19 protein-coding genes and 1 pseudogene are annotated in these 20524 nt (G+C 63.7%); 16 read left to right on the top strand and 4 right to left on the bottom strand.

The window, feature by feature from the left end:
• Positions 1-122: 122 nt before the first annotated feature.
• The 4 genes from GJ699_RS14745 to GJ699_RS14730 are packed head-to-tail and all read left to right on the top strand — an operon-like array spanning position 123 to position 2599.
• Positions 123-416, top strand: a complete 294-nt coding sequence (locus GJ699_RS14745) for a DnaJ domain-containing protein (protein WP_154377458.1) — start codon at positions 123-125, stop codon at positions 414-416.
• Positions 417-441: 25 nt separating this feature from the next.
• Positions 442-942, top strand: coding sequence for a hypothetical protein (locus GJ699_RS14740; protein WP_154377456.1), 501 nt, complete (start codon positions 442-444; stop codon positions 940-942).
• Positions 942-1712, top strand: coding sequence for a hypothetical protein (locus tag GJ699_RS14735; RefSeq protein ID WP_154377454.1), 771 nt, complete (start codon positions 942-944; stop codon positions 1710-1712). Before GJ699_RS14740 ends, GJ699_RS14735 begins: the two co-directional genes overlap by 1 nt.
• A 14-nt stretch (positions 1713-1726) precedes the next feature.
• Positions 1727-2599 (top strand): hypothetical protein, encoded by an 873-nt coding sequence (locus GJ699_RS14730; RefSeq protein ID WP_154377452.1) that lies wholly within the window; start codon positions 1727-1729, stop codon positions 2597-2599.
• A 43-nt stretch (positions 2600-2642) separates the two neighbouring features.
• Here GJ699_RS14730 and GJ699_RS14725 read toward each other — a convergent pair whose 3' ends face one another.
• Entirely contained in the window at positions 2643-3560 is a 918-nt protein-coding gene (locus GJ699_RS14725) for a LysR substrate-binding domain-containing protein (protein WP_154377450.1), read from the bottom strand.
• Between the two features lie 99 nt (positions 3561-3659).
• Here GJ699_RS14725 and GJ699_RS14720 point away from each other — a divergent pair, with 99 nt between their 5' ends.
• From GJ699_RS14720 to GJ699_RS14710, 3 genes are all read left to right on the top strand, one after another.
• Positions 3660-4907: an MFS transporter gene (locus GJ699_RS14720; protein WP_154377448.1), complete on the top strand. Its 1248-nt coding sequence runs from the start codon at positions 3660-3662 to the stop codon at positions 4905-4907.
• 2 nt (positions 4908-4909) lie between these two features.
• Entirely contained in the window at positions 4910-5833 is a 924-nt protein-coding gene (locus GJ699_RS14715) for a helix-turn-helix transcriptional regulator (protein ID WP_154377446.1), read from the top strand.
• 90 nt (positions 5834-5923) lie between these two features.
• On the top strand, positions 5924-6514 hold the full coding sequence (locus tag GJ699_RS14710; protein WP_154377444.1) for a YbhB/YbcL family Raf kinase inhibitor-like protein: 591 nt from the start codon (positions 5924-5926) through the stop codon (positions 6512-6514).
• Here GJ699_RS14710 and GJ699_RS14705 read toward each other — a convergent pair.
• Together GJ699_RS14705 and GJ699_RS14700 are read right to left on the bottom strand one after the other, a co-directional pair.
• Positions 6502-9339 (bottom strand): sensor domain-containing protein, encoded by a 2838-nt coding sequence (locus GJ699_RS14705; protein ID WP_154377442.1) that lies wholly within the window; start codon positions 9337-9339, stop codon positions 6502-6504. The two genes, GJ699_RS14710 and GJ699_RS14705, sit on opposite strands and share 13 nt — an antisense overlap.
• 114 nt (positions 9340-9453) lie before the next feature.
• Positions 9454-10510 (bottom strand): annotated as a pseudogene (locus tag GJ699_RS14700) (NAD(P)-dependent alcohol dehydrogenase).
• Between the two features lie 114 nt (positions 10511-10624).
• On the opposite strand from GJ699_RS14700, the gene GJ699_RS14695 reads away from it, so the two are divergent.
• From GJ699_RS14695 to GJ699_RS34170, 4 genes are all read left to right on the top strand, one after another.
• Entirely contained in the window at positions 10625-11515 is an 891-nt protein-coding gene (locus tag GJ699_RS14695; RefSeq protein WP_154377440.1) for a LysR family transcriptional regulator, read from the top strand.
• 105 nt (positions 11516-11620) lie between these two features.
• On the top strand, positions 11621-11950 hold the full coding sequence (locus tag GJ699_RS14690; protein ID WP_154377438.1) for a hypothetical protein: 330 nt from the start codon (positions 11621-11623) through the stop codon (positions 11948-11950).
• A gap of 57 nt (positions 11951-12007) precedes the next feature.
• On the top strand, positions 12008-12238 hold the full coding sequence (locus tag GJ699_RS14685; RefSeq protein WP_154377436.1) for a hypothetical protein: 231 nt from the start codon (positions 12008-12010) through the stop codon (positions 12236-12238).
• Positions 12235-12378 (top strand): hypothetical protein, encoded by a 144-nt coding sequence (locus tag GJ699_RS34170; RefSeq protein WP_195763549.1) that lies wholly within the window; start codon positions 12235-12237, stop codon positions 12376-12378. The genes GJ699_RS14685 and GJ699_RS34170 overlap by 4 nt, the downstream gene beginning before the upstream one ends.
• A gap of 6 nt (positions 12379-12384) precedes the next feature.
• Here GJ699_RS34170 and GJ699_RS14680 read toward each other — a convergent pair whose 3' ends face one another.
• Positions 12385-13614, bottom strand: a complete 1230-nt coding sequence (locus tag GJ699_RS14680) for a CaiB/BaiF CoA transferase family protein (protein WP_154377434.1) — start codon at positions 13612-13614, stop codon at positions 12385-12387.
• Positions 13615-13693: 79 nt separating this feature from the next.
• Here GJ699_RS14680 and ugpQ point away from each other — a divergent pair, with 79 nt between their 5' ends.
• From ugpQ to alaS, 5 genes are all read left to right on the top strand, one after another.
• Positions 13694-14446 (top strand): glycerophosphodiester phosphodiesterase, encoded by a 753-nt coding sequence (ugpQ, locus tag GJ699_RS14675; RefSeq protein WP_154377432.1) that lies wholly within the window; start codon positions 13694-13696, stop codon positions 14444-14446.
• Between the two features lie 142 nt (positions 14447-14588).
• Positions 14589-16562, top strand: coding sequence for a TonB-dependent receptor (locus GJ699_RS14670; RefSeq protein WP_154377430.1), 1974 nt, complete (start codon positions 14589-14591; stop codon positions 16560-16562).
• Between the two features lie 113 nt (positions 16563-16675).
• A complete protein-coding gene (locus GJ699_RS14665; RefSeq protein WP_154377428.1) occupies positions 16676-17296 on the top strand; it encodes a helix-turn-helix transcriptional regulator in 621 nt (206 codons plus the stop codon).
• A gap of 80 nt (positions 17297-17376) precedes the next feature.
• Positions 17377-17799 carry a hypothetical protein gene (locus GJ699_RS14660; protein ID WP_154377426.1) on the top strand — a complete coding sequence of 141 codons (423 nt, stop codon included), beginning with the start codon at positions 17377-17379 and terminating at the stop codon, positions 17797-17799.
• A 76-nt stretch (positions 17800-17875) separates the two neighbouring features.
• The gene (gene alaS / locus GJ699_RS14655) at positions 17876-20485 is read left to right on the top strand and encodes an alanine--tRNA ligase (protein ID WP_154377424.1); all 2610 of its coding nucleotides are present in this window, start codon (positions 17876-17878) and stop codon (positions 20483-20485) included.
• Positions 20486-20524: the final 39 nt, after the last annotated feature.

Raw genomic sequence — 20524 nt, 5'->3', positions numbered from 1 at the left:
GACTATGCGAGTTCTCTATAGGCACATTTTACCGTATTGCCAGAGCCGGGACGGCGGCGCGGTATAATGATCGATTAATTTGCGTTTTATTTGTTCCTGCACCACGGCCCGGAGTTTCCAAAATGGAAAATTACTACAATACACTGGGTATCGCGCCTAACGCCAGCGAAGATGAGATCAAAAAGGTTTATCGCTCGCTGGCCATGCGGTTCCACCCGGACCGCAATCCCGAACCTGGCGCGGATGCGCGCTTCAAGGCCGTCACCAAAGCCTATGAAATCTTGTCCGATCCGGCCAAGCGCGAGGAATACAACCAGAGCCTGAACCACCGCATCATCATCGATTCTGAGGCCGAGGCGTATCAGCTGTGGCGTTCGCTGTTCGCCCTGCACGGCACCACGCTGCCGGCGGCCTGATTTACCTGATTTAAGAAAGCAAGCAATGAGAAAAGTACACCCGGAGTTCGCCTATCAATCGCGCGAACTCGAAGGCCAGATCGAAGGCATCCTGGGCGATCCGCCCGATCGCAAGAATTACCAGCGCATGGTGCAAGCCCTGGTGGGCGAGTACGCCCAGGGCGGCGGCATCGAAGACGTCAACATGCTGGCGTTCGCGCTGGTCGATCACATCGAGTTCAGCGATCCGAAAGGGCTGCTGGCCGAGGCCGAGGACTACGAGTTCGGCGACCCGGCCCGGGTGTTCGCCATGGCCTCGTGCAAGGGTGACGAGGCGGCCAAGATGTATGAGGCCATCGCCGAGTCGATGCCGGAGCTGGCGCGCCAGGCCATCATCACCGCCTTCCTGCACAAGAATCCACGCCGCTGGGACGATGACGACCAGTCGCTGGACCAGCTGTCGCGCAACGACGACGGCGACGACGTGGACGACGAAGACATGGCCAGCGACGACTTTGCCCAGATGTTCGACCAGGAGGGGGAATAATGTCCGACAAAAGCAATCTGCCCGCATTGAGCAAGCAGGTGACCGAACTGGTGTTGGCCGGCTCGCTGAGCCACGCCGAGGAGGCATTTGCCGAGGCCGCCGACCAGTACGGTGACCTGGCGGTGGTGGAAGTGCTGAACAATATCCCGCCGCAAGTGACGGCGCTGCACATGGCCGGCTTTGACGGCGGCAAAATGTCGCTGACCACGCTGCTGGTGCCGCCCAAAGTCTGGGCCGACAGCCTGGCCTTTATCGCCGCCACCTGGCCGGATGACCAGATCGAGGACGATCCCGAGCGCATCGCCGAATCGCTGTTTGCGCACATTCATGGCGTGGCATTTGCCACCGACGACGACGAGCGCCGCAACGAATTGCTGGCGGCCGCCTCGGCCACCGACCACGGTGCGACCATCTTCGCCATCCTGTTCTCGCTGGCGCCGAAGGAAATTCTGGAAGTGGCCAGCGAAGTGATTTCCAAAGGTCCGTACCTGACCGGCCAGACCTCGTCCGACAGCGACATCGTGCCGGTGGCGATCGCGCTGGCGCAGGCGTCGGAAGATGGCTGGGACCGCGCGCTGTTCGAGCTGTTCCCGGAATTCCGTCACAGCGCCGACCTGGCCGACGCCGAGTATGACGATGATCCGGACGCCGAGCCGAGCATCCTGCAGCGCTCGACCAAGGAATTGCTGTACCGCCTGCGCAAGCAAGTGCCGTCGACCCGTACCGCGCGCACCTCGCGCCGTACCGTCGGCACCAACATCTTCTCGTGATGGGTGGCGGATCGATGCTGCCTGCAATTGTTGTCGAAACTCTGCCGCGCCTGACCCGCGCGATCCAGCAACTGGCCAAGCACCCCGACGATGACGCCGCCTACACGCTGGCCGACGAGCTGACCGGCATCACCGCCATGGTGGCCGAGAAGTTCACCAACGACCGCACCGCCGAGGGCATTCAGAAAGCCCAGCAGCTGACGGTCGGCTGCGTGTCGCTGGGGCTGGACGAGGAGTTGCCCAACCAGGACGATCTGGCGGCGCTGGACCTGCTGATCGAAGAGGGCGCCGAACACGCGTTCCAGGTTGGCTTCCGCATGATCAAGGATCTGGTGGCGATGCCGGAGGACGCGCTGGTCGGCGAGTACGATAGCGATCCGGTGTATGCGCAGCGCCGTCTGCGCGACAAGTTCTTCGATATCTGCCTGGCCGACGCCAACCAAAACTGGAACGGCAGCGAGCGTTACCTGGCCCAGCTGAAGCAACGCAAGGAAGTGCAGGCGGTGGTGCGGCTGGCCAACTGGCTGCGCCGCCATAACACCGCCGGCCCGGTCAAGGATGCCGATCTGAATGCCGAAGGCGTGATCGCGCTGGCCATCATTTTTGCGGTGGAGGGGATTAGTCACGTGGTCGCCCGCACCGGTCAGAAGGAGTTCGAGCGTTTCGTCAAAGCGGTGCGCAAGGACAAGCCGGATTACGAGGCTGGCTGGGCGCAGCTGGTGGCGCAGGTGCCGGTCCAGCATCATTCGGTGCTGCTGGAGCGCATCAACAGCTACCGCGAAACCTGCACTGTCCTGCAAAGCATCAAGGGCCGCACGGCGATGAAAACGCTGTTCGCAGAACTGGAAAACTACGCCGGCTCGGAGCTCGACGCGGACTACTCCTGAGACATGTCGCTCCGGCGCAGGCCGGAGCCTATAGAACGCATGCTCAGTATGGACTCCGGCTTTCGCCGGAGTGACCGGCGGCTTCCGTGGCCACTGCCACGAAAGCTGCCACCAACGGCGACACCGCATCCTTGCGCTTGGCGAGGTACAGCGCGGTGGTCGCCTCGGCATCGGCCAGCGGCCGGTAGCACACCTCGCTCATGTGGATGATGTCGAACGAACTCGGCAGCACCGACACGCCGCAACCGGCCGCCACCAGGCCGATGATGGTGGACGCCTCGCCGGCCTCCATCGCAATGGTCGGCTTGAAGCCGGCTTCCCGGCACAGCCGATTGATCTGCGGGTGGATACCGGTACCCGCGCTTTCCGGATACATCACCAGCGGCACGCCTTTCAGATCGCTGATGGCGATACTGTCCTTTTGCGCCAGCGGATGCGCCGCCGGCAGCACCATCACCAGCGGATCGCGCCGCAAAATCGTCATTTCCACCGCATCCGGCAACTGCAGTTCCGGCGGCCGCACCAGGCCCAGATCCAGCTCGCGCGCGGCCAGCGCCTCGATCTGGCCGACCGTCGACATCTCCTGCAAAGTCAGCTGCACGCCCGGATAGCGCTGGCGGTAGCGGTTGATGACCGCCGCAAACAGCGGCGTCAGCGGTGTGGAGAAGGTGAAGCCGACGCGCAGCTCGCCAGCCTCGCCGCGTTCAGCCCGGCGCGCGGTCTGCATCGCCTGCTCGGACAGCGCCAACACGCGGCGCGCATCGTCCAGAAACAGTTTGCCGGCCTCGGTCAGCCGCACCCAGCGCTTGCTGCGCTCCAGTAACTGAGCGCCCACTTCGGCTTCCAGCTGCTGAATCTGGTGGCTCAGCGGCGGCTGGCCGATGTGCAGACGCTCGGCGGCGCGGGTAAAGCTTAACTCTTCGGCAACGGCGACGAAGTAGCGCAGATGGCGTAATTCCATTATCTTTAATAAGTATTACTAACGGTTTAAATATATATTGGACAGCTTAGTGTGGCAATCCTAATATGAAGTCATCGTACCTCGCAGGAAATCCGCATCATGTCCGTCAGCGCCACCTCCGCTTCAGCCATTCCCACGCCACGGCCCGCGCGCCGGATTGCTGTTGGCAGTCCCGAATTCAAGCGGACCAACCGCGCCATGTTCTTTGGCGGCTTTTCCACCTTCGCGCTGCTGTACTGCGTGCAACCGCTGATGCCGCTGTTGTCGCATGAATTCGGCCTGAGCGCGGCACAGAGCAGCGTGGTGCTGTCGATCTCTACCGCCGCGCTGGCGCTGACGCTGGTGGCGTCCAGCGCGATTTCCGAACGCTTCGGCCGCAAGCCGCTGATGGTGGGCGGGATGGCGATCGCCGCGCTGATGACGCTGCTGTGCGCGTTCGCCCACAACTATCCGCAACTGCTGGTGATGCGTGCCTTGCTGGGTGTCGCACTGGGCGGCATGCCGGCCATCGCCATGGCTTACCTGGGCGAGGAAATCGAACCGGAATCGCTGGGCTTGTCGATGGGCTTGTACATCAGCGGCAGCGCCTTTGGCGGCATGGTGGGGCGGGTGATGACGTCGGTGTTGAGCGACCATTTCTCGTGGCGGCTGGCGCTGGGGCTGGTCGGCGTGGCCGGGCTGTACGCGGCGTTTGAATTCTGGCGCAGCCTGCCGGTGTCGCGCCACTTCACGCCAACGCGCGAGGGCTGGCGCACGCTGCCTTCCGGCTTCAAGCTGCATTTGTCGGATGCCGGTTTGCCGTGGCTGTTCGCGCTGGCGTTCCTGTTAATGGGTGCTTTCGTCAGCATGTACAACTACATCGCCTACCGCCTGCTGGCCGAGCCGTTCGCGTTGAACCAGAGCGTGGTGGGCGCGGTGTCCTTCATGTATTTGCTGGGCATTTACAGCTCGGTGTGGGCGGGGCGGTTGGCTGACCGCTATGGCCGGCGCCATGTGCTGTGGGTGATGTCGTTGATCATGTTCAGCGGTCTGCTGCTGACGTTGTCGAACTGGCTGCCGCTGATTGTGGTGGGCGTGGCGGTATTCACTTACGGTTTCTTCGCGACCCATTCGGTGGCCAGCAGCTGGGTTGGCCGTCGGGCGACCAGCAACAAGGCGCTGGCATCCGCCTTGTATCTGTTCTTCTACTACCTCGGTTCGAGCGTGATCGGTTCGGCCACCGGCGTGATGTGGGGCCACTCGGCGTGGCCGGGCGTGGTGGCGGTGCTGGCGTGCGCGCTGGCTCTGGCAGTGGTGGTGGCGCTGCGCCTGCGCACGCTGGCGCCGGTGGGACAGGCGGAGCGTTGAGCATGCTGACGGTGGTCCAATCGCCGCGCCGTTGCACGGTGCGCGAAGGGCTGGGCGCCAGCGCGCATCTGCGGCAGGGACGCGAGCTGTTTGTGCCGGAGTTGTATGTCGGCCAGAGCACGGTGGTGCTGGTGCTGGCCGGCCGCAAGACCGTGTTCGGCCAGGGCGAGTTGTGGCGTTGCGACGAGGGTGGGCTGATCCTGCTGCCGCACGGCGCCAGTTACGGCGTCACCAACCAGCTGAATGGTGACGCGCCGTACGAGGCGATCAGCCTGATGTTCGACGATAGCCTGATCGCCGCCTCGGCCGAAGCCGCCACCGCGATGGGTGCCGGCCCGTCCGCCGCGTCCGCCGCGTCCGATGAATCACGCGCCGCGCCGGCTGTAGCTGCCGCGCCAGGCATGTCTGGCGCTTCGGCATTTGCGCCGCTGGTCGCGCCGCGCGTGTTGGCGGCGCCGGCGGCTGGTTTGCGGCAGGCGGTCGAGCGGGTGCGGGCGCTGTGGATGGAGCCGCACACGCCGGACCAGATCGCCCGTCACGCGGCACAGGAAGTATTGGTCTGGCTGGCGCTGCAAGGCAGCCGATTCGCGCCGGCCACGCAACCCTCGTTCCTGGCCCGCCTGCGCGCCTTGCTGGCCGCCGCTCCGGCGCAGCCATGGAACGCGGCCTCGGCCGCAATCGCGCTCAACGTCAGCGAAGCCACGCTGCGCCGCCGCCTCGCCCGCGACGGCCACAGCATGAGTGGACTGCTGCTGGAAGTGCGCCTGAGTCAGGCCATGATGCTGCTGCAGGCCACCGACGATTACGTCGGCCAGATCGCGCTCGACTGCGGCTTCGCCAACCACGCGCACTTCTCGCGCATGTTCAAGGGCCGCTTCGGCATCACACCGACCCAGCTGCGCGACCCCGAGCACGCGGTGGCCTGAGCGCCACAGCACAGCGATTGCGCGGCCCAGACAAGCGTCACGTCGCCGCGCTGCCTACCATATGGATTCTTTCATCTGAACAGGAATCCCATGAAACTCCACGCCACCTTGGGCGCCGTGCTGGCGCTGGCTGGCGGCCTCGCGCAGGCCGCTCCCTTCACCTTGTCCAGCCCCGACCTGACCGACGGCGGCTTCCCCGCGCGACACGTGCTGAACGGCTTTGGCTGCAGCGGCGAAAACATCTCACCGGCGCTGAGCTGGAGCGGCGTACCGGCCGGCACCCGCTCGCTGATGTTGATGGTGTACGATCCGGACGCGCCGACCGGCAGCGGCTTCTGGCACTGGACCGTGTACGACATCCCGGCCAGCGCGCAGGGTCTTGCACGCGGCGCCGGCAATAGCGCCACCACGCTGCCGGCCGGCGCGCGCGGCGGCATCAACGATTACCAGGACACCGGCGCCACCAACGGCAATGGCAACTACGGCGGCCCGTGTCCGCCGGCGGGCGAGGGCAAGCATCGCTACGTGTTCACGCTGTACGCGCTGTCGGTCGACCATGTGGCGCAGGCCGCCGGCATCCCGGCCAGTGGCACGCCAGCGCTGTACGGCTTCGTGCTGAACCGTGGCCTGGGCGCGGCGGTGCTGGGCAAGGCCAGCTTTACCGCTACCTACGGCCGCTGACGCAGCAGGGCGGCGAAAGCATCCGGCGCCAGCGGACGACTGAAGTAGTAGCCCTGTATTTCGTCGCAGCCCTGCTGGCGCAGATAGTCCAGCTGCGGTTCGGTCTCCACGCCTTCCGCCACCACCTTGAAGCCCAGGCTGTGGCCCAGCGTCAGCACCGAGCGCACGATGGCGGCCACCTTGGGCTCGTCCAGCATCTCGCGCACAAAGGATTGGTCGATCTTCAGATAGTCGACCGGGAACTGTTTCAGGTAGGCCAGGCTGGAGTAGCCGGTGCCGAAGTCGTCGATCGACAGCGCGATGCCCAACTGCTTCAGATTGTGGCTCGCCGCCACCGCCAGTTCGACGTTGTGCATCATCATGCTCTCGGTCAGTTCAAGGTCCAGACAGTGCGGGTCCAGTCCGCTGTCGTCCAGCGCCGCGCGCACTTCCGCAATCAACGCTTGATCGGTGAACTGCCGCGCCGACAGGTTGACCGCCACCCGCAACGGTCCCAGCCCCTCGCGCTGCCAGGCCTTGGTCTGGGCACAGGCGGTGCGCAGCACCCAGCGCCCGATGGCGACGATCAGCCCGGTCTCCTCGGCCACGCCGATGAAGCGTGCCGGCGACACCATGCCCAGCGTCGGATGCTGCCAGCGCAGCAACGCCTCCATGCCGGTGAGGACGCCGCTATGCAGATCCAGCTTGGGCTGATACACCAGATGCAGTTGCTCGCGCGCCAGCGCATGCCGTAGCTCGGCCTCGATCAGCGCGCGTTCGGCGATGCGCGCATGCATCGCCTCTTCGTAGAACTGCACCTGATTGCGCCCCGCCTCCTTGGCGCGGTACATCGCAATGTCGGCATGCTTGAGCAACTGCTCCGGATCGGCGCCATCGTCCGGATAAACGCTGATGCCGATGCTGCAGGTGACCGTCACTTGCTGCCGCTCCAGCATCACCGGCGCCGCGACCGCTTCCTGCACCAGTTGCAGCAAGCCGGCCATGGGGCGCTGGTCGGCCACCGGCAGCAAGAGCAGAAACTCGTCGCCGCCCAGCCGCGCCACGGTGTCGCCCTCGTTGGCGCAGGCCAGCAAGCGGGTGGCGATGGTGCACAACAGCTGGTCGCCGGCCGCATGGCCCAGGCTGTCGTTGATGAGCTTGAAATTATCGAGATCGATGAACAGTAGCCACAGGCTGTGGTTGAAGCGCTGCGAGAAGGTCACCGCTTGCGCCATCCGGTCATTCAGCAGCGCGCGGTTGGGCAGGCCGGTGAGGGCGTCGTGATTGGCTTGATGCTCCAACTGCGCCTGGTAATCGATGATGGCGGTCATGTCGGTCAATACACAGACATGATGGTCGATGGCGTCGTCACCGGCGCTGACCGGCGCCACATGCAGCTGCGTCCACAGCGGCGTGCCGTCGCGATGGCTGGTGCGCAGCAGCAGCGTGACTTCCTGATGCGACTGCATGGCGGCGTTGAGCGCCTGGCGCTGTTCGTCCTGATGCTGCCCCAGCAGGGTTTCCAGCTGCCGCCCCAGTACCGCCGATGGCGCATGGCCGAACAGCCTGGAGAAGGCCGGATTGGCGTATTCGATGCGCTCGCCATCGGCGCCGCGAGTGGTGATGACAATCGCATTGACGCTGGCCTCCAGCGCGCGCCCGCGCAGTTGCAGCGTCAGCTCGGCCTGCTTGCGGTCGGTGATGTCTTCGATCGTGCCCAGCACGCCGATGATGCGGCCTTGCTGGTCGTGGAACGGCAGCTTGTTGATCAGATACCAGCGCACCGCGCCATCAGCCTGCGTCATGCGCTCTTCGTAGTTAAGGCGTGGCTGGCCGGTGGCGATGACGGCCTGATCGTCGGCGCGGATGGCATCGGCATTGCGCGCCCACGGGAGATCAGTCTCACGCTTGCCGACCACCTCGGCGTTACTGTTCAGACCCGCAAAGCGGGCGAACACGCTGTTGCAGCCGATGTAGGCGCCATCCAGCCCCTTCCAGAAAATCTGATGCGGGATGTGGTTAATGACCAACTGCTTCAGTTCGCGCGAGGCGTGCAGCGCCGCCGCCAGCCGGGTACGCTCGCTGATGTCGTGCGCGAACACCAGCCGGCCCGGATGGCCGGACAGCGTCACCGAGTGCGATGAAATCTCGACCTGGAAACGGCTGCCGTCGCGCCGCATATGGGTCCAGGTGCCGGCCTGCTCCGGCCCTTTGATCGGCGCGGCGGCCAGATTGTCCGCCAGCCGCTCCAGCTCTTCCGGCGGGCGGATGTCGCGGATGGTCATTTGCATGAACTCGGCCTCGGTGTAGCCGTACTGGGCCACGGCGGCGGCGTTCACCACCAGGAAGCGCAGCGATGCCAGGTCGTACACCCACATTGGCTGCGGATGGGCTTCGAACAGGTATTTGAAGCGCAACCGCGATTCGTAGACATCGTAATCATCGGTCGGGTAGGCCAGGCACAGGAAGCAGGGCGGCTGCGCGCTGGGGCGCCATTCGATGGTTTGCGCGACCGAATGGCTGCTGCCGTCGCGGCCCTGCAGCGCGACCTCGCCACGCCAGTAGCCGCGCACGCGCGCGGTGGGCAGGGCTTCATTTTGCAGCATCGGCAACATCCAGGCGGCGTATAGCGCGGTGGCTTGCATCTGCGGTTCCAGCGGACCGAGCCGGGCGTCGGCATGCTGGTTGAAAGCCAGCAGCCGGCCGCGCTCGTCGATGGAAAAGACGAAATACGGGCTGGCATGGAACATGCGGTCAAACGCCGGGTCTGGCTGGCCGCTGGCCGGCGCTTGCTTGCGGCCAGCCCGCTCGCGTTGACGGGCGCGGCGACCCACAGGCTGCGGCATAGAATCCATGGCAAGTTGCCCAGGCAGTGATGATGTTGCCTGATATTAGCGAACGGCGAGGAAACTTGTCGCACAGCTAGGTTCTGCTGTGCGTCCTGGACAAACCGCAGCGTGTCAGCCCGGCGTTTTCAGCGTCGCCATGTCGATCACGAAGCGGTACTTGACGTCATTTTTCACCAGCCGCTCGTAGGCCAGGTTGACGTCCTGGATGGCGATGATTTCGACGTCGGATACGATGTTGTGCTCAGCGCAGAAGTCCAGCATGTCCTGGGTTTCCTTCATGCCGCCGATGGCCGAGCCCGCCACCGATTTGCGGCCCAGGATCAGGTTGACGCCGGCCGGCGGCGGGTCCAGCAAGGTCAGCACGCCGACCATGGCCATGGTGCGGTCGCGGTGCAGCAGCGTCAGGTAGGGATTGATGTCGTGCGGTACCGGAATGGTGTTGAGCAGGAAATCGAAACTATTGGCGTGCGCCTGCATGGCGGCGGCGTCGGTGGACAGCAGCACCTCGTCGGCGCCCAGGCTGGGCATCGCGGCCCTTGTCCGGCGAGGTGGTAATCATCACCACCCGCGCGCCCATGGCCTTGGCGAACTTGACGCCCATGTGGCCCAGGCCGCCGAGGCCGATCACGCCAACCTTGTGGCCGGGACCGACTTTCCAGTGGCGCAGCGGCGAGTAGGTGGTGATGCCGGCGCACAGCAGCGGCGCCACCGCTTTCAGGTCCAGCCGCTCCGATACTTTGACCACGAAGTGTTCGTCCACCACGATCAGGTCCGAGTAGCCGCCATAGGTTGGGGCGCCGCTGTCGCGCTCCTGGCCGTTGTAGGTGACCGTCATGCCGTGTTCGCAATACTGTTCGAGGTCCTCCTGGCAGGCCGAGCAATGGCGGCAGGAGTCGACCATGCAGCCGACGCCGGCCAGGTCGCCCACCTTGAACTTGCGCACCTCGCTGCCAACCGCGCTGACGCGGCCGACGATTTCATGCCCCGGCACCATTGGATAGATGGCGTTGCCCCAGTCGTTGCGGACCTGGTGCAGGTCGGAGTGGCAGACGCCGGAGTACAGGATGTCGATCACGACGTCGTGGGGGCCGGGCGCGCGGCGCTCGAAGTTGAACGGAACAAGGTTGGAATGGTCATTGTGGGCGGCATAGCCATGAACTCGGTACATAAGGACTCCTGGGTGAGGATAAACACGATTGTTATCTGTCCTTGCACTATAATTTCCTGGCGCCTGAGGAAACAAGCGCGTTGGTCTGCATAAATTAAACAGGAAATCTGCACAATGCAATTGGATAATCTGTCTCACATGGGCGTGTTCGCGGCGGTGGCGCGGCACGGCAGTTTCCGCAAGGCGGCGTCGGAGCTGGCTTTGTCGGCATCGGCGGTCAGTTATGCGGTGCGCACGCTGGAGGACCGGCTGGGCGTCGGCCTGTTCAACCGCACCACGCGCAGCGTGGCACTGACCGAGGCCGGCAAGCATTTGCTGGAGCGCTTGCAGCCGGCGCTGGGCAGCGTCAACCAGGCGCTGGAAGAGATGAATATGTACCGCGCCTCGCCGGCCGGCACGCTGCGCATCAACAGCCCGCGCGATGTGGCGGTGATGGTGATCGGTCCGCTGATCCAGCGCTATCTGGAGGCGTATCCGCATATCAGCCTGGATATCGTTAGCGACGATGGCATGGTGGATATCGTTGAGCGCGGTTTCGATCTGGGCATCCGCTATGAGGAGCATGTGCCGGAGGACATGATCGCGGTGCCGGTGTGGCCGGCGCAGCGCTTTGTGGTGCTGGGCTCGCCGGCGTATCTGCGGCGGCATGGCGTGCCGCGCCATCCGGACGATCTGGCGCGCCACAACTGCACGCGCTACCGCTTCCCGCGCGGGAATGTCTACAAATGGGAGCTGGGGCGCGGTTCGGTGCAGATGGAAGTCGATGTGCCGGGGCGGCTGTCGGCCGGCGATACGCGGCTGGGCCTGCGCGCGGCGCTGGATGGCGTGGCGCTGACCTTCCTGCCTGAGCACAGCGTGCAGGAGCATCTGGATGCCGGCCGGCTGGTGCGGGTGATGGAGGAATGGTGTCCGCCCAGCACGCGACTGATGATGTATTACCCGCGTCAGCGCCGCATGTCGTCGGCGTTGCGGGCCTTTGTCGACATGGCGCGCCTGGCGGTCTAATTGACTGCGGCCTGATCTGCATCAGAGCCGCGCTTGGTTGTTGAAACTGGCGGGTGTGCTTCGCGGTCGAATTCGCTCGGGCGAATTCTGACAAGGAGGGACATCATGTTGCATACCAACGATCTTCAGCACCGGTTTTATTTTGTCGAGCGCGCGGTACGGCTGGCGGCGCAGGCCGCCTCGGCCGAGCCTGGGCTGCCGAGGGAGCTGCGCGGCTGCATCGAACAGCTGGACCGCTTGAGCGACCAGGCGCGCGAGATATTGCCGGCGGCGGACGAGGCGCGCATCCGCAAGCTGGTGCGCGATCTCGACCTTCAGGCCGGCAAGGCCAAGCGCATCTGCGAATACATCCCCACGTTATCCGGCCAGATCAAAGGCGCGGTCAGTCACATGCACAGCCAAATCCAGGAACTCAAGCGCGATCTGCACATCTAACGTGGAGCAGGCCGCCAGCATGGGGCCTGAATAAACATGGACCATAACCAAACAGTCATGAACCAGATAGTCCGGCTCGCTTACAGCTTTGTTTTCTTTCTGACGTTATCGGCCGTCGCTGCCGCAGTCGACTTGCTGTCGGAATGGGTACATCAGCTGGGCGTGGCGGATTTCACCTACTACCTGATCGCGCTGACAGCGCACTTTATGCTTGTCGTCGACGTGCTGCTGTTTTGCTGCTTCGTACTTTATTCCGCCTGGGATTTTTTGAAAGGAGAAATGTTATGAACGAGAGCTATGCCAAGCGCATGTTCAAGGAGACGCTGCGCATCTACTTTGCGCCGCTTACCGGAGCGGTACGCGGCGCGATCCGCGCTGTCAGGGCCGAGATGCGGCGCGCGGATCGGGAGCGCTTGCGCGGGCGCTGAAATCCTCTACAGCACACCTTTCGCGCGCAGGGCGGCGATGTCGGCGTCGCTGCGGCCGAGCAGGTCGCGCAGGACGCTGTCGGTGTGCTGGCCCAGCAGTGGCGGGGCGACCGCGTTGTCGGCCGGGGTGGCGGACAGGCGCATCGGACTGCGCACCAGCTTGGTGGTGCCGGCGGTCGGATGCGGCACGTCCATCACCACGCCGCGCGCCTGCACTTGCGGGTTCTGGTAGACCTCGTCCAGATTGTTGATCGGGCCGCAGGGCACGCCAACGGACTCCAGCGTGGAGATCCAGTAATCGCGCGGATGTTGCAGCACCATCTCGGCCAGCAATGGCACCAGCTCGTCGCGGTTCTGCACCCGCAGCGGATTGGTCGCATAGCGCTCGTGCAAGGCCAGCTCGGGCCGGCCGCCGGCCTCGACAAACTTCTGGTACTGCCCATCATTGCCGGTGGCGACGATGATATAGCCGTCCGCACACTGGAAGGTTTGATACGGCACGATATTCGGATGCGCATTGCCCCAGCGCTTCGGCACCTTGCCGCTGTTGAGGTAATTGCTGCCGGCATTGGCCAGCATCGCCACCTGCACATCCAGCAAAGCCATATCGATGTACTGACCTTCGCCAGTGCGGTCGCGATGCGTCAGCGCGGCCAGGATGGCGATGGTGGCGTACATGCCGGTCATCAGATCGGTCAGCGCCACGCCGGCTTTTTGCGGCCCACCGCCCGGCAGGTCGTCGCGCTCGCCGGTCACCGACATCAGCCCGCCCATGCCCTGAATCAGAAAGTCATAGCCGGCGCGATGCGCGTACGGACCATCCTGACCGAAACCGGTCACCGAGCAATACACCAGATCCGGCTTGATCGCCTTCAGCGATTCGTAGTCCAGGCCATAGCGCTTCAGTTGGCCGACCTTGTAATTCTCCAGCACCACGTCCGCATGGCGCACCAGCTCGCGCAGCAATTGCTGGCCGTCGGCGCTGGCGATATCCACCGTGACCGAACGCTTGCCGCGATTGGCCGACAAGTAATAAGCCGCTTCGCTGGTGTTGTTGCCGTCGGCGTCGCGCGCATACGGCGGACCCCAGGCACGGGTATCGTCACCGCTGCCGGGACGTTCGATCTTGATGACGTCGGCACCGAGATCGGCCAGATTTTGTGAACACCACGGACCCGCCAGCACGCGGCTCAGGTCGAGCACGCGAAGATGGCCTAGCGCTTTTGGAGCTGTCATGACTGGTATAACCTTTTGAGTAGAACAATCAGGCCGCTAGTGTAGTGCATGTAGTGCAATTCATGATAAGGTTGCCATCATGTGGCCCTATCCTAAAATCGTTGCGCACCGTGGTGGCGGCAAGCTGGCGCCGGAAAACACGCTGGCTGGCCTGCGCGCCGGTCTGGCCTACGGCTTCCGCGCCGTCGAGTTCGACGTGATGCTGTCGCGCGACGGCATCGGCATGGTGATGCACGATCCTGAATTCGGCCGCACCGTGGCCGGCCACGGCAGCGTGGCTGGAACCGATGCCAGCGCGCTGGCCGCGCTGGACGCCGGCGGCTGGTTCGGCCCGCAATTTCGCGACGAGCCGGTGCCGTACTACACCCAGTTCATCGACTACTGCAAAGCGCAGCGGATCTGGATGAACGTCGAAATCAAGCCGGCCGACGGCCACGAGGCCGCCACCGGCGCCTGGGTGGCGCGCATCACCCGCGACAGTTATGCCGACGAACTGCGGGCCGGCGACCCGGCCGGCTATCCGCTGCTGTCCTCATTCAGCTTCGAGGCGCTGGCGGCGGCCCGCGACGCCGCACCGGAACTGCCGCGCGGCTATCTGCTGGACCAGATCCCTGTGGACTGGCAACAACAGGCCGAACAGCTGCAAGCGGTGGCCATCCACACCAACCACAAGCACCTGAACCCCGAGCTGGCGGCGCGCATCAAGGCCGCTGGATATGGCCTGTTCTGCTACACCGTCAACGATCCGCAACGCGCCCGCGAGATCCTGTCCTGGGGCGTGGACGGCTTCTGTACCGACCGTATCGACCTGATCGGCCCGGCCTTCGTGTGACCCATGCTTGTAGCACAAACGTGCTACAAGCCGGTTTTTTGCCATTTTTCTCCGTTATGATGCAGCGGACTGTTGCTTAAGCGACAGTTTTTCCATGCTGGCGCCACGACGCTGGCAGTGCCCATTTCAAGAAAAATAACTCATGTCCAAAAAAACCTTGTCCACCAAGTTGCGCTCGCCCGCGCTGATGCTGGCGCTGTGCGCCGCCTTCGATACCCGTGCCCAGACCGTCACTACCGACGATGGCAGCACCGCCAACACCGCACTGGAGCGGGCGGTGACAGCGCTGGTGGTGGAGCGTACCGACCTGGACGCCAGCGGCGCGGTGGCGCCGGCCACCTTCGGCGGCTCCGAGTTCAACCGCGACTTCCTGCGCGGCTTCAAGAACGATAGCGCGTCGCGCAACGGTCACCGCGACTACGGTTATCTGGGCACCGAGTGTATTTGCGCGGTGGAGGCGATCGAGGTGCTGAAGGGGCCAGCCTCGGCGTTGTACGGCAACGGCAAGCCCGGTGGCGACCTGAACACCATCGAAAAGCTGCCCGGCCTGAAGGATTACCGCAACATCAGCCTGTTCACCACCAGCCCCGGCATGACGCGCGCGCGGCTGGACGTGGCGGATGTGGTGGACGATGTGGCCTACCGCGTCAATGCACAGGCGTACACCGGCTCCACCTACGCCGACCTTAACAAGCGCGATTCGGTGATCGTGGCGCCGGTGGTCGAATGGCGGGTCACACGCGACCTGAAGATCAAGGCATCGTATAACGGCGGTTACGTGAACATGACCTGGAATCCGCAATTCCTGGCCAATCAGGCCTTGTTGTCGGTGCCGGCCACGCGCTTCCTAGGCGAAGCCAGCAACAAGACCCGCATCGTCGACAACACCGCCCGCGTCTCGCTGGAATATCAGCTGAACAGCAGCACCCAACTGCGCCAGGCGTTCTTCTTCCAGTCCGAAAGTTTCAGCGACAAAGGCCTGACCTACGACACCTATAACTACGCGCTGAGCGATCTGGTCGACGCGGCCGGCAACGTCAAGCGGGTGTCGCAGCGCGACCGCTCCGATCAGAATATCTTCGTGTCGCAGTCCGAGATTCTCGGCCGTACCAGACTGGCCTCGGTGCCGCTGGACTATCTGCTGGGCGTGGAAGTCGGCCGTTTCCACTACCGTTATAAACTGGAAGTGGGCAGCGCCGCCAGCATCAATCTCTACCATCCGGTGTATGGCGCCAGCATGTCGAGCGCGTTGGATACCTTGGCCGACCAGGCTTACGGCACCGACAACGTGGTGCTGTATTCGCAGAACCGTTTCCAGCTGAGCCAGCACCTGCGCTTGCTGCTGGGCGTGCGTGCCGAGCACTACCGCAATTACCTGCAGGATGTCGGCGAAAGCCGCTCCGAGTTCAGCGACTCGCTGTTCTCGCCGCGCGTCGGCATGACCTATCAGCTGCATCCGCAATGGATCGCCGCGCTCAGCTGGACCAACTCGTCGCGGCCGCAGATCGGCGCCAAGAGCGCCACCGGCAAGTTGTTCAAGCCGGAAGCGGGCACGCAGACCGAGGGCAGCCTGCAGTACACGGCGCCGGATGAATCGCTGAAAACCACCACCTCGGTGTTCTCGATCACCCGCAAAAATGTGCTGACCCAGGATCTGACCAGCCCGGCGTTCCAGATTGACTCCGGCCGCCGTCACAGCCGTGGCGTTGAGCAGGACTTGAGCTACAGCTTCACGCCGGCGCTCAAGCTGGATTTGTCGGCGGCCTATACCGACGCCTCGGTCAGCCAGGATACCGTGCTGCCAGTGGGCGCCTTGCTGGCTGGCGTGCCGAAATGGTTCTCCAGCGTGTATCTGGGCTACGACCTGTCGCCGGCCTGGAGTGTGGGCGCCGGCTATGTGTTCGAATCGCGCCGCAATGCCACGCTGCCGAGCAATGGCGTGGTGCTGCCGACCATGTCCAGTGTCGACCTGACCGCCACTTACAAAACCAAAAAATGGAGTGTCGATGTCACGCTGGTCAACATCGGCAACCGCCTGGGTTACACCTCGGATGGCTACACGGTCACGCCGATCAACCCGCGCGAATTGCAGATCAACGCACGCTACAAGTTCTGAAGCCGATTGGCGCAGGCTAGGCGGTAAGCGGCTTCTCATAAAAAGCTTTTAATTCCGCTGCCGCATTCTGCGTGTATCCTGAGTGACGGGCATGCCGCCGCGCGGGAGGAAATATGCAACTGACGCCAACGTTCAATGCGGTTGCGGTCTATCTGGATGGCGCGCTCAATCGGGTGGATCGCGCGGTCTTCCTGGTCGATGCGGAGTTGCGGCTGTTGCATGCCAATGCGGCGGCCGCTGAACTGCTGGAACGTGATACGGCTTTGCGGCTGCATGGCGAGAAGCTGTTGCAGGACAGCTGGAGTGGCGACCGCACCCTGGCGCAGTTGGTGGCGGCCGCGTTGGATGGCCACCACAGCGCGCACCTGCCGCAGGCACTCAGCCTGCCGCGCCAATCGCGTCCGCCGCTGCTGCTGACGGTGGCACCGTTTGTACCGCCCGAGGGCACCAGCGCCGTGCTGTCGCCGTGCGCGATCGTCATGGTCAGCGACCCCGATGCCCATCAACTGTCGTGCCCCGTTTTGATGCAGCTGTTTGATCTGACGCCGGCCGAAGCCGGCGTGGCGCGGGCGCTGGCGCACGGTCAGGCGCTGGAAGACATCGCGCAGGCGCTGGACATCAGCATGCACACCGTTAAAACCCATCTGCAAAAGCTGTTCCGCAAGACCGGCACCCGGCGCCAGGGCGAACTGGTGGCGATGCTGCATGGCGTGCCGACTCAGTCGTTCGAGTGATGCCGCCGTGGCGGCCGCTGCCTAGACTGGAGACAGCGCTCCGTTTGGCGAGCGTCGGATAAAAAAATGGGGGCTCCACAATGAAAACTCAATGGCTGCTGGGTACGCTGCTGTGCGCGACGCTGTGCGTGCAGGCTCAAGAAAACAACGATCGCGTGATGATTCCCGCGCCGCGCTTGTCGATCGATCTGCCGGCGCGGCACTACTTTATGGAACGCACGCAGATGAAGGAATTCCGCGGCGAATACACCTTGTCGAACGGGCAAACGCTTACGCTGTCCGGCAACGACTATGCCATGTATGCCGAAGTCAGCGGGCAGGGCAAGCACAAGTTGGTGGCGGCCAATCGCAACACCTTTGTTGCGCTGGACCGCAAGATCAAGGTCCAGATCGACCGCAGCCCGGATGGCGACATCGGCGGCGAAGTGCTGATGGCGGTGCCGGCCCGCATGGCCGATAGCGGGGAAATGGGCGAGACTGTGGTGAGATTGGCCACCCGCTAGCTGGGGCAGACGTGCTGGCTGTGGCATAATCACTCTTTTGCGATTTTGCGCCAGCCAGCTATCTCACCCATACGACATGAAATCATCTGAAATCCGCGAGAAGTTCCTCAAATTCTTCGAATCTAAGGGTCATACCATTGTCCGGTCCAGCTCCTTGGTGCCAGGCAATGATCCAACCCTGCTGTTGACCAATAGCGGCATGGTGCAGTTCAAGGACGTGTTCACCGGCACCGATAGCCGCCCGTACAGCCGCGCCACCTCGGTGCAGCGCTGCGTGCGCGCCGGCGGCAAGCACAATGACCTGGAAAACGTCGGCTACACCGCGCGCCACCATACCTTCTTCGAAATGCTGGGTAACTTCAGCTTCGGTGATTACTTCAAGCGCGACGCCATCAATTTCGCCTGGGAGCTGCTGACCAAGGTCTACCTGCTGCCGGCCGAAAAACTGACCGTCACCGTCTATCAGGAAGACGACGAAGCCTACGATATCTGGGCCAACGAAGTCGGCGTGCCGAAAGAGCGCATCATCCGCATCGGCGACAACAAGGGCGCGCGCTACGCGTCGGACAACTTCTGGCAGATGGCCGACACCGGCCCATGCGGCCCGTGCACCGAGATCTTCTACGACCACGGCGCCGATATCTGGGGCGGTCCTCCAGGCTCGCCGGAAGAAGATGGCGACCGCTTCATCGAAATCTGGAACCTGGTGTTCATGCAATTCAACCGCGACGAGCAAGGCGTGCTGCACAAGCTGCCGAAGCAGTCGGTTGACACCGGCATGGGCATGGAACGTCTGGCCGCCGTTCTGCAGCACGTGCACTCGAACTACGAGATCGACCTGTTCCAGGCGCTGATCAAAGCCGCCGCGCGCGAAACCGGCGCCACCGACCTGGAAAACAAATCGCTGCGCGTAATCGCCGACCACATCCGTTCGGCCGCGTTCATGATTGTCGACGGCGTGATTCCGGGCAGCGAAGGCCGCGCCTACGTGCTGCGCCGTATCATCCGCCGCGCGCTGCGTCATGGCCACAAGCTGGGCCAGACCAAGCCATTCTTCTACAAGCTGGTGGCCGACCTGGCGATCGAGATGGGCGCGGCCTATCCGGAGCTGGAAGAAGCCAAGGACAACGTCGCCAAGATGCTGAAGGCGGAAGAAGAGCGCTTCGGCGAAACCCTGGAAACCGGCATGAAAGTGCTGGAAGCCCAACTAGCGAAAGACGCCACCGGCATCGATGGCGCCACCGCCTTCACGCTGTACGAAACCTACGGCTTCCCGCCAGACCTGACCGCCGATATCTGCCGTGAACGCGATATCAAGTTCGACCAGGAAGGCTACGACGCCGCGCTGAAAGAAAGCCAGGAACTGTCGCGTAAAGGCGGCAAGTCGGTCAAGGACGCCAAGGTTGAATACTCGGGCGAGAAAAACAAATTCGTCGGCTACGACAGCCTGAATCACAGCAGCAAGGTCATCGCGCTGTACTCGGCCGGTTCGCCGGTGCAGGAACTGACGGCTGGCCAGTCGGGCATCGTGGTGCTGGACACCACCCCGTTCTACGCCGAGTCCGGCGGCCAGGTGGGTGACCAGGGCGTGATCGCCGCTGCCGCCGGCCAGTTCGACGTCAGCGACACGCTGAAGATCCAAGCCGATGTGTTCGGTCACCACGGCGTGCTGGCTTCTGGCGCGCTGAAAGTGGGCGACGCGGTCAGCGCGACGGTGGATCAGGCCAAGCGCGGCCGCACCATCCGCAACCACTCGGCTACCCACCTGATGCACAAAGCGCTGCGTGAAGTGCTGGGTTCGCACGTGGCACAGAAGGGCTCGCTGGTCGATCCGGACAAAGCCCGTTTCGACTTCAGCCACAACGCGCCGATGACCGCCGAGGAAATCGCGCAAGTGGAAGCCATCGTCAACAAAGAGATTCTGGAAAACCACGCCACCCAGTCGCACAATATGTCGTTTGACGACGCGGTCAAGCACGGCGCGATGGCGCTGTTCGGCGAGAAGTATGGCGACGAAGTGCGCGTGATGGATATCGGCTCGTCGAAAGAGCTGTGCGGCGGCGTGCACGTCAACCGCACCGGCGACATCGGCCTGTTCAAGATCGTGTCGGAAGGCGGCGTTGCGGCCGGTATCCGCCGCGTTGAAGCCGTGACCGGCGAAGGCGCGCTGGCGCTGGTGCAGGGCATGGCACGCAAGCTGAACGAAGCCGCCGCCGCGTTGAAATCGAATCCGGAAGAGCTGACCGTCAAGATCGGCGCGGTGCAGGACCAGGTGAAATCGCTGGAGAAAGAACTGGCGGCACTGAAGTCCAAGCTGGCGGCGGGGCAGGGCGATGAGCTGGCTGGCCAGGCGGTCGACATCAAGGGCATCAAGGTGCTGGCGGCAACGCTGGACGGCGCCGACGTGACCGCGCTGCGCGAAACCATGGACAAGCTGAAGGACAAGCTGAAAACGGCCGCCATCGTGCTGGCATCGGTTAACGACGGCAAGGTCAGCCTGATCGCCGGCGTCACCGCCGACACCACCTCGAAGGTCAAGGCCGGTGAGCTGGTCAACTTTGTCGCACAACAAGTGGGCGGCAAAGGCGGCGGACGCCCTGATATGGCGCAAGCCGGCGGCACCGATCCTAGCGGCCTGCCAGGCGCGCTGGCTGGTGTTTCGGAGTGGATTTCGTCGCGCATTTAAGCGGCTAGAAACTGTTGTAAAGCTGTGTTAATGCGGCCT

Origin of the sequence: Duganella guangzhouensis (assembly GCF_009674535.1) — a bacterium.
Taxonomy (GTDB): Bacteria; Pseudomonadota; Gammaproteobacteria; order Burkholderiales; family Burkholderiaceae_D; genus Rugamonas; species Rugamonas guangzhouensis.
Note: the sequence above shows the minus strand (reverse complement) of the source record. Positions and strands in the feature narration are given on the sequence as shown.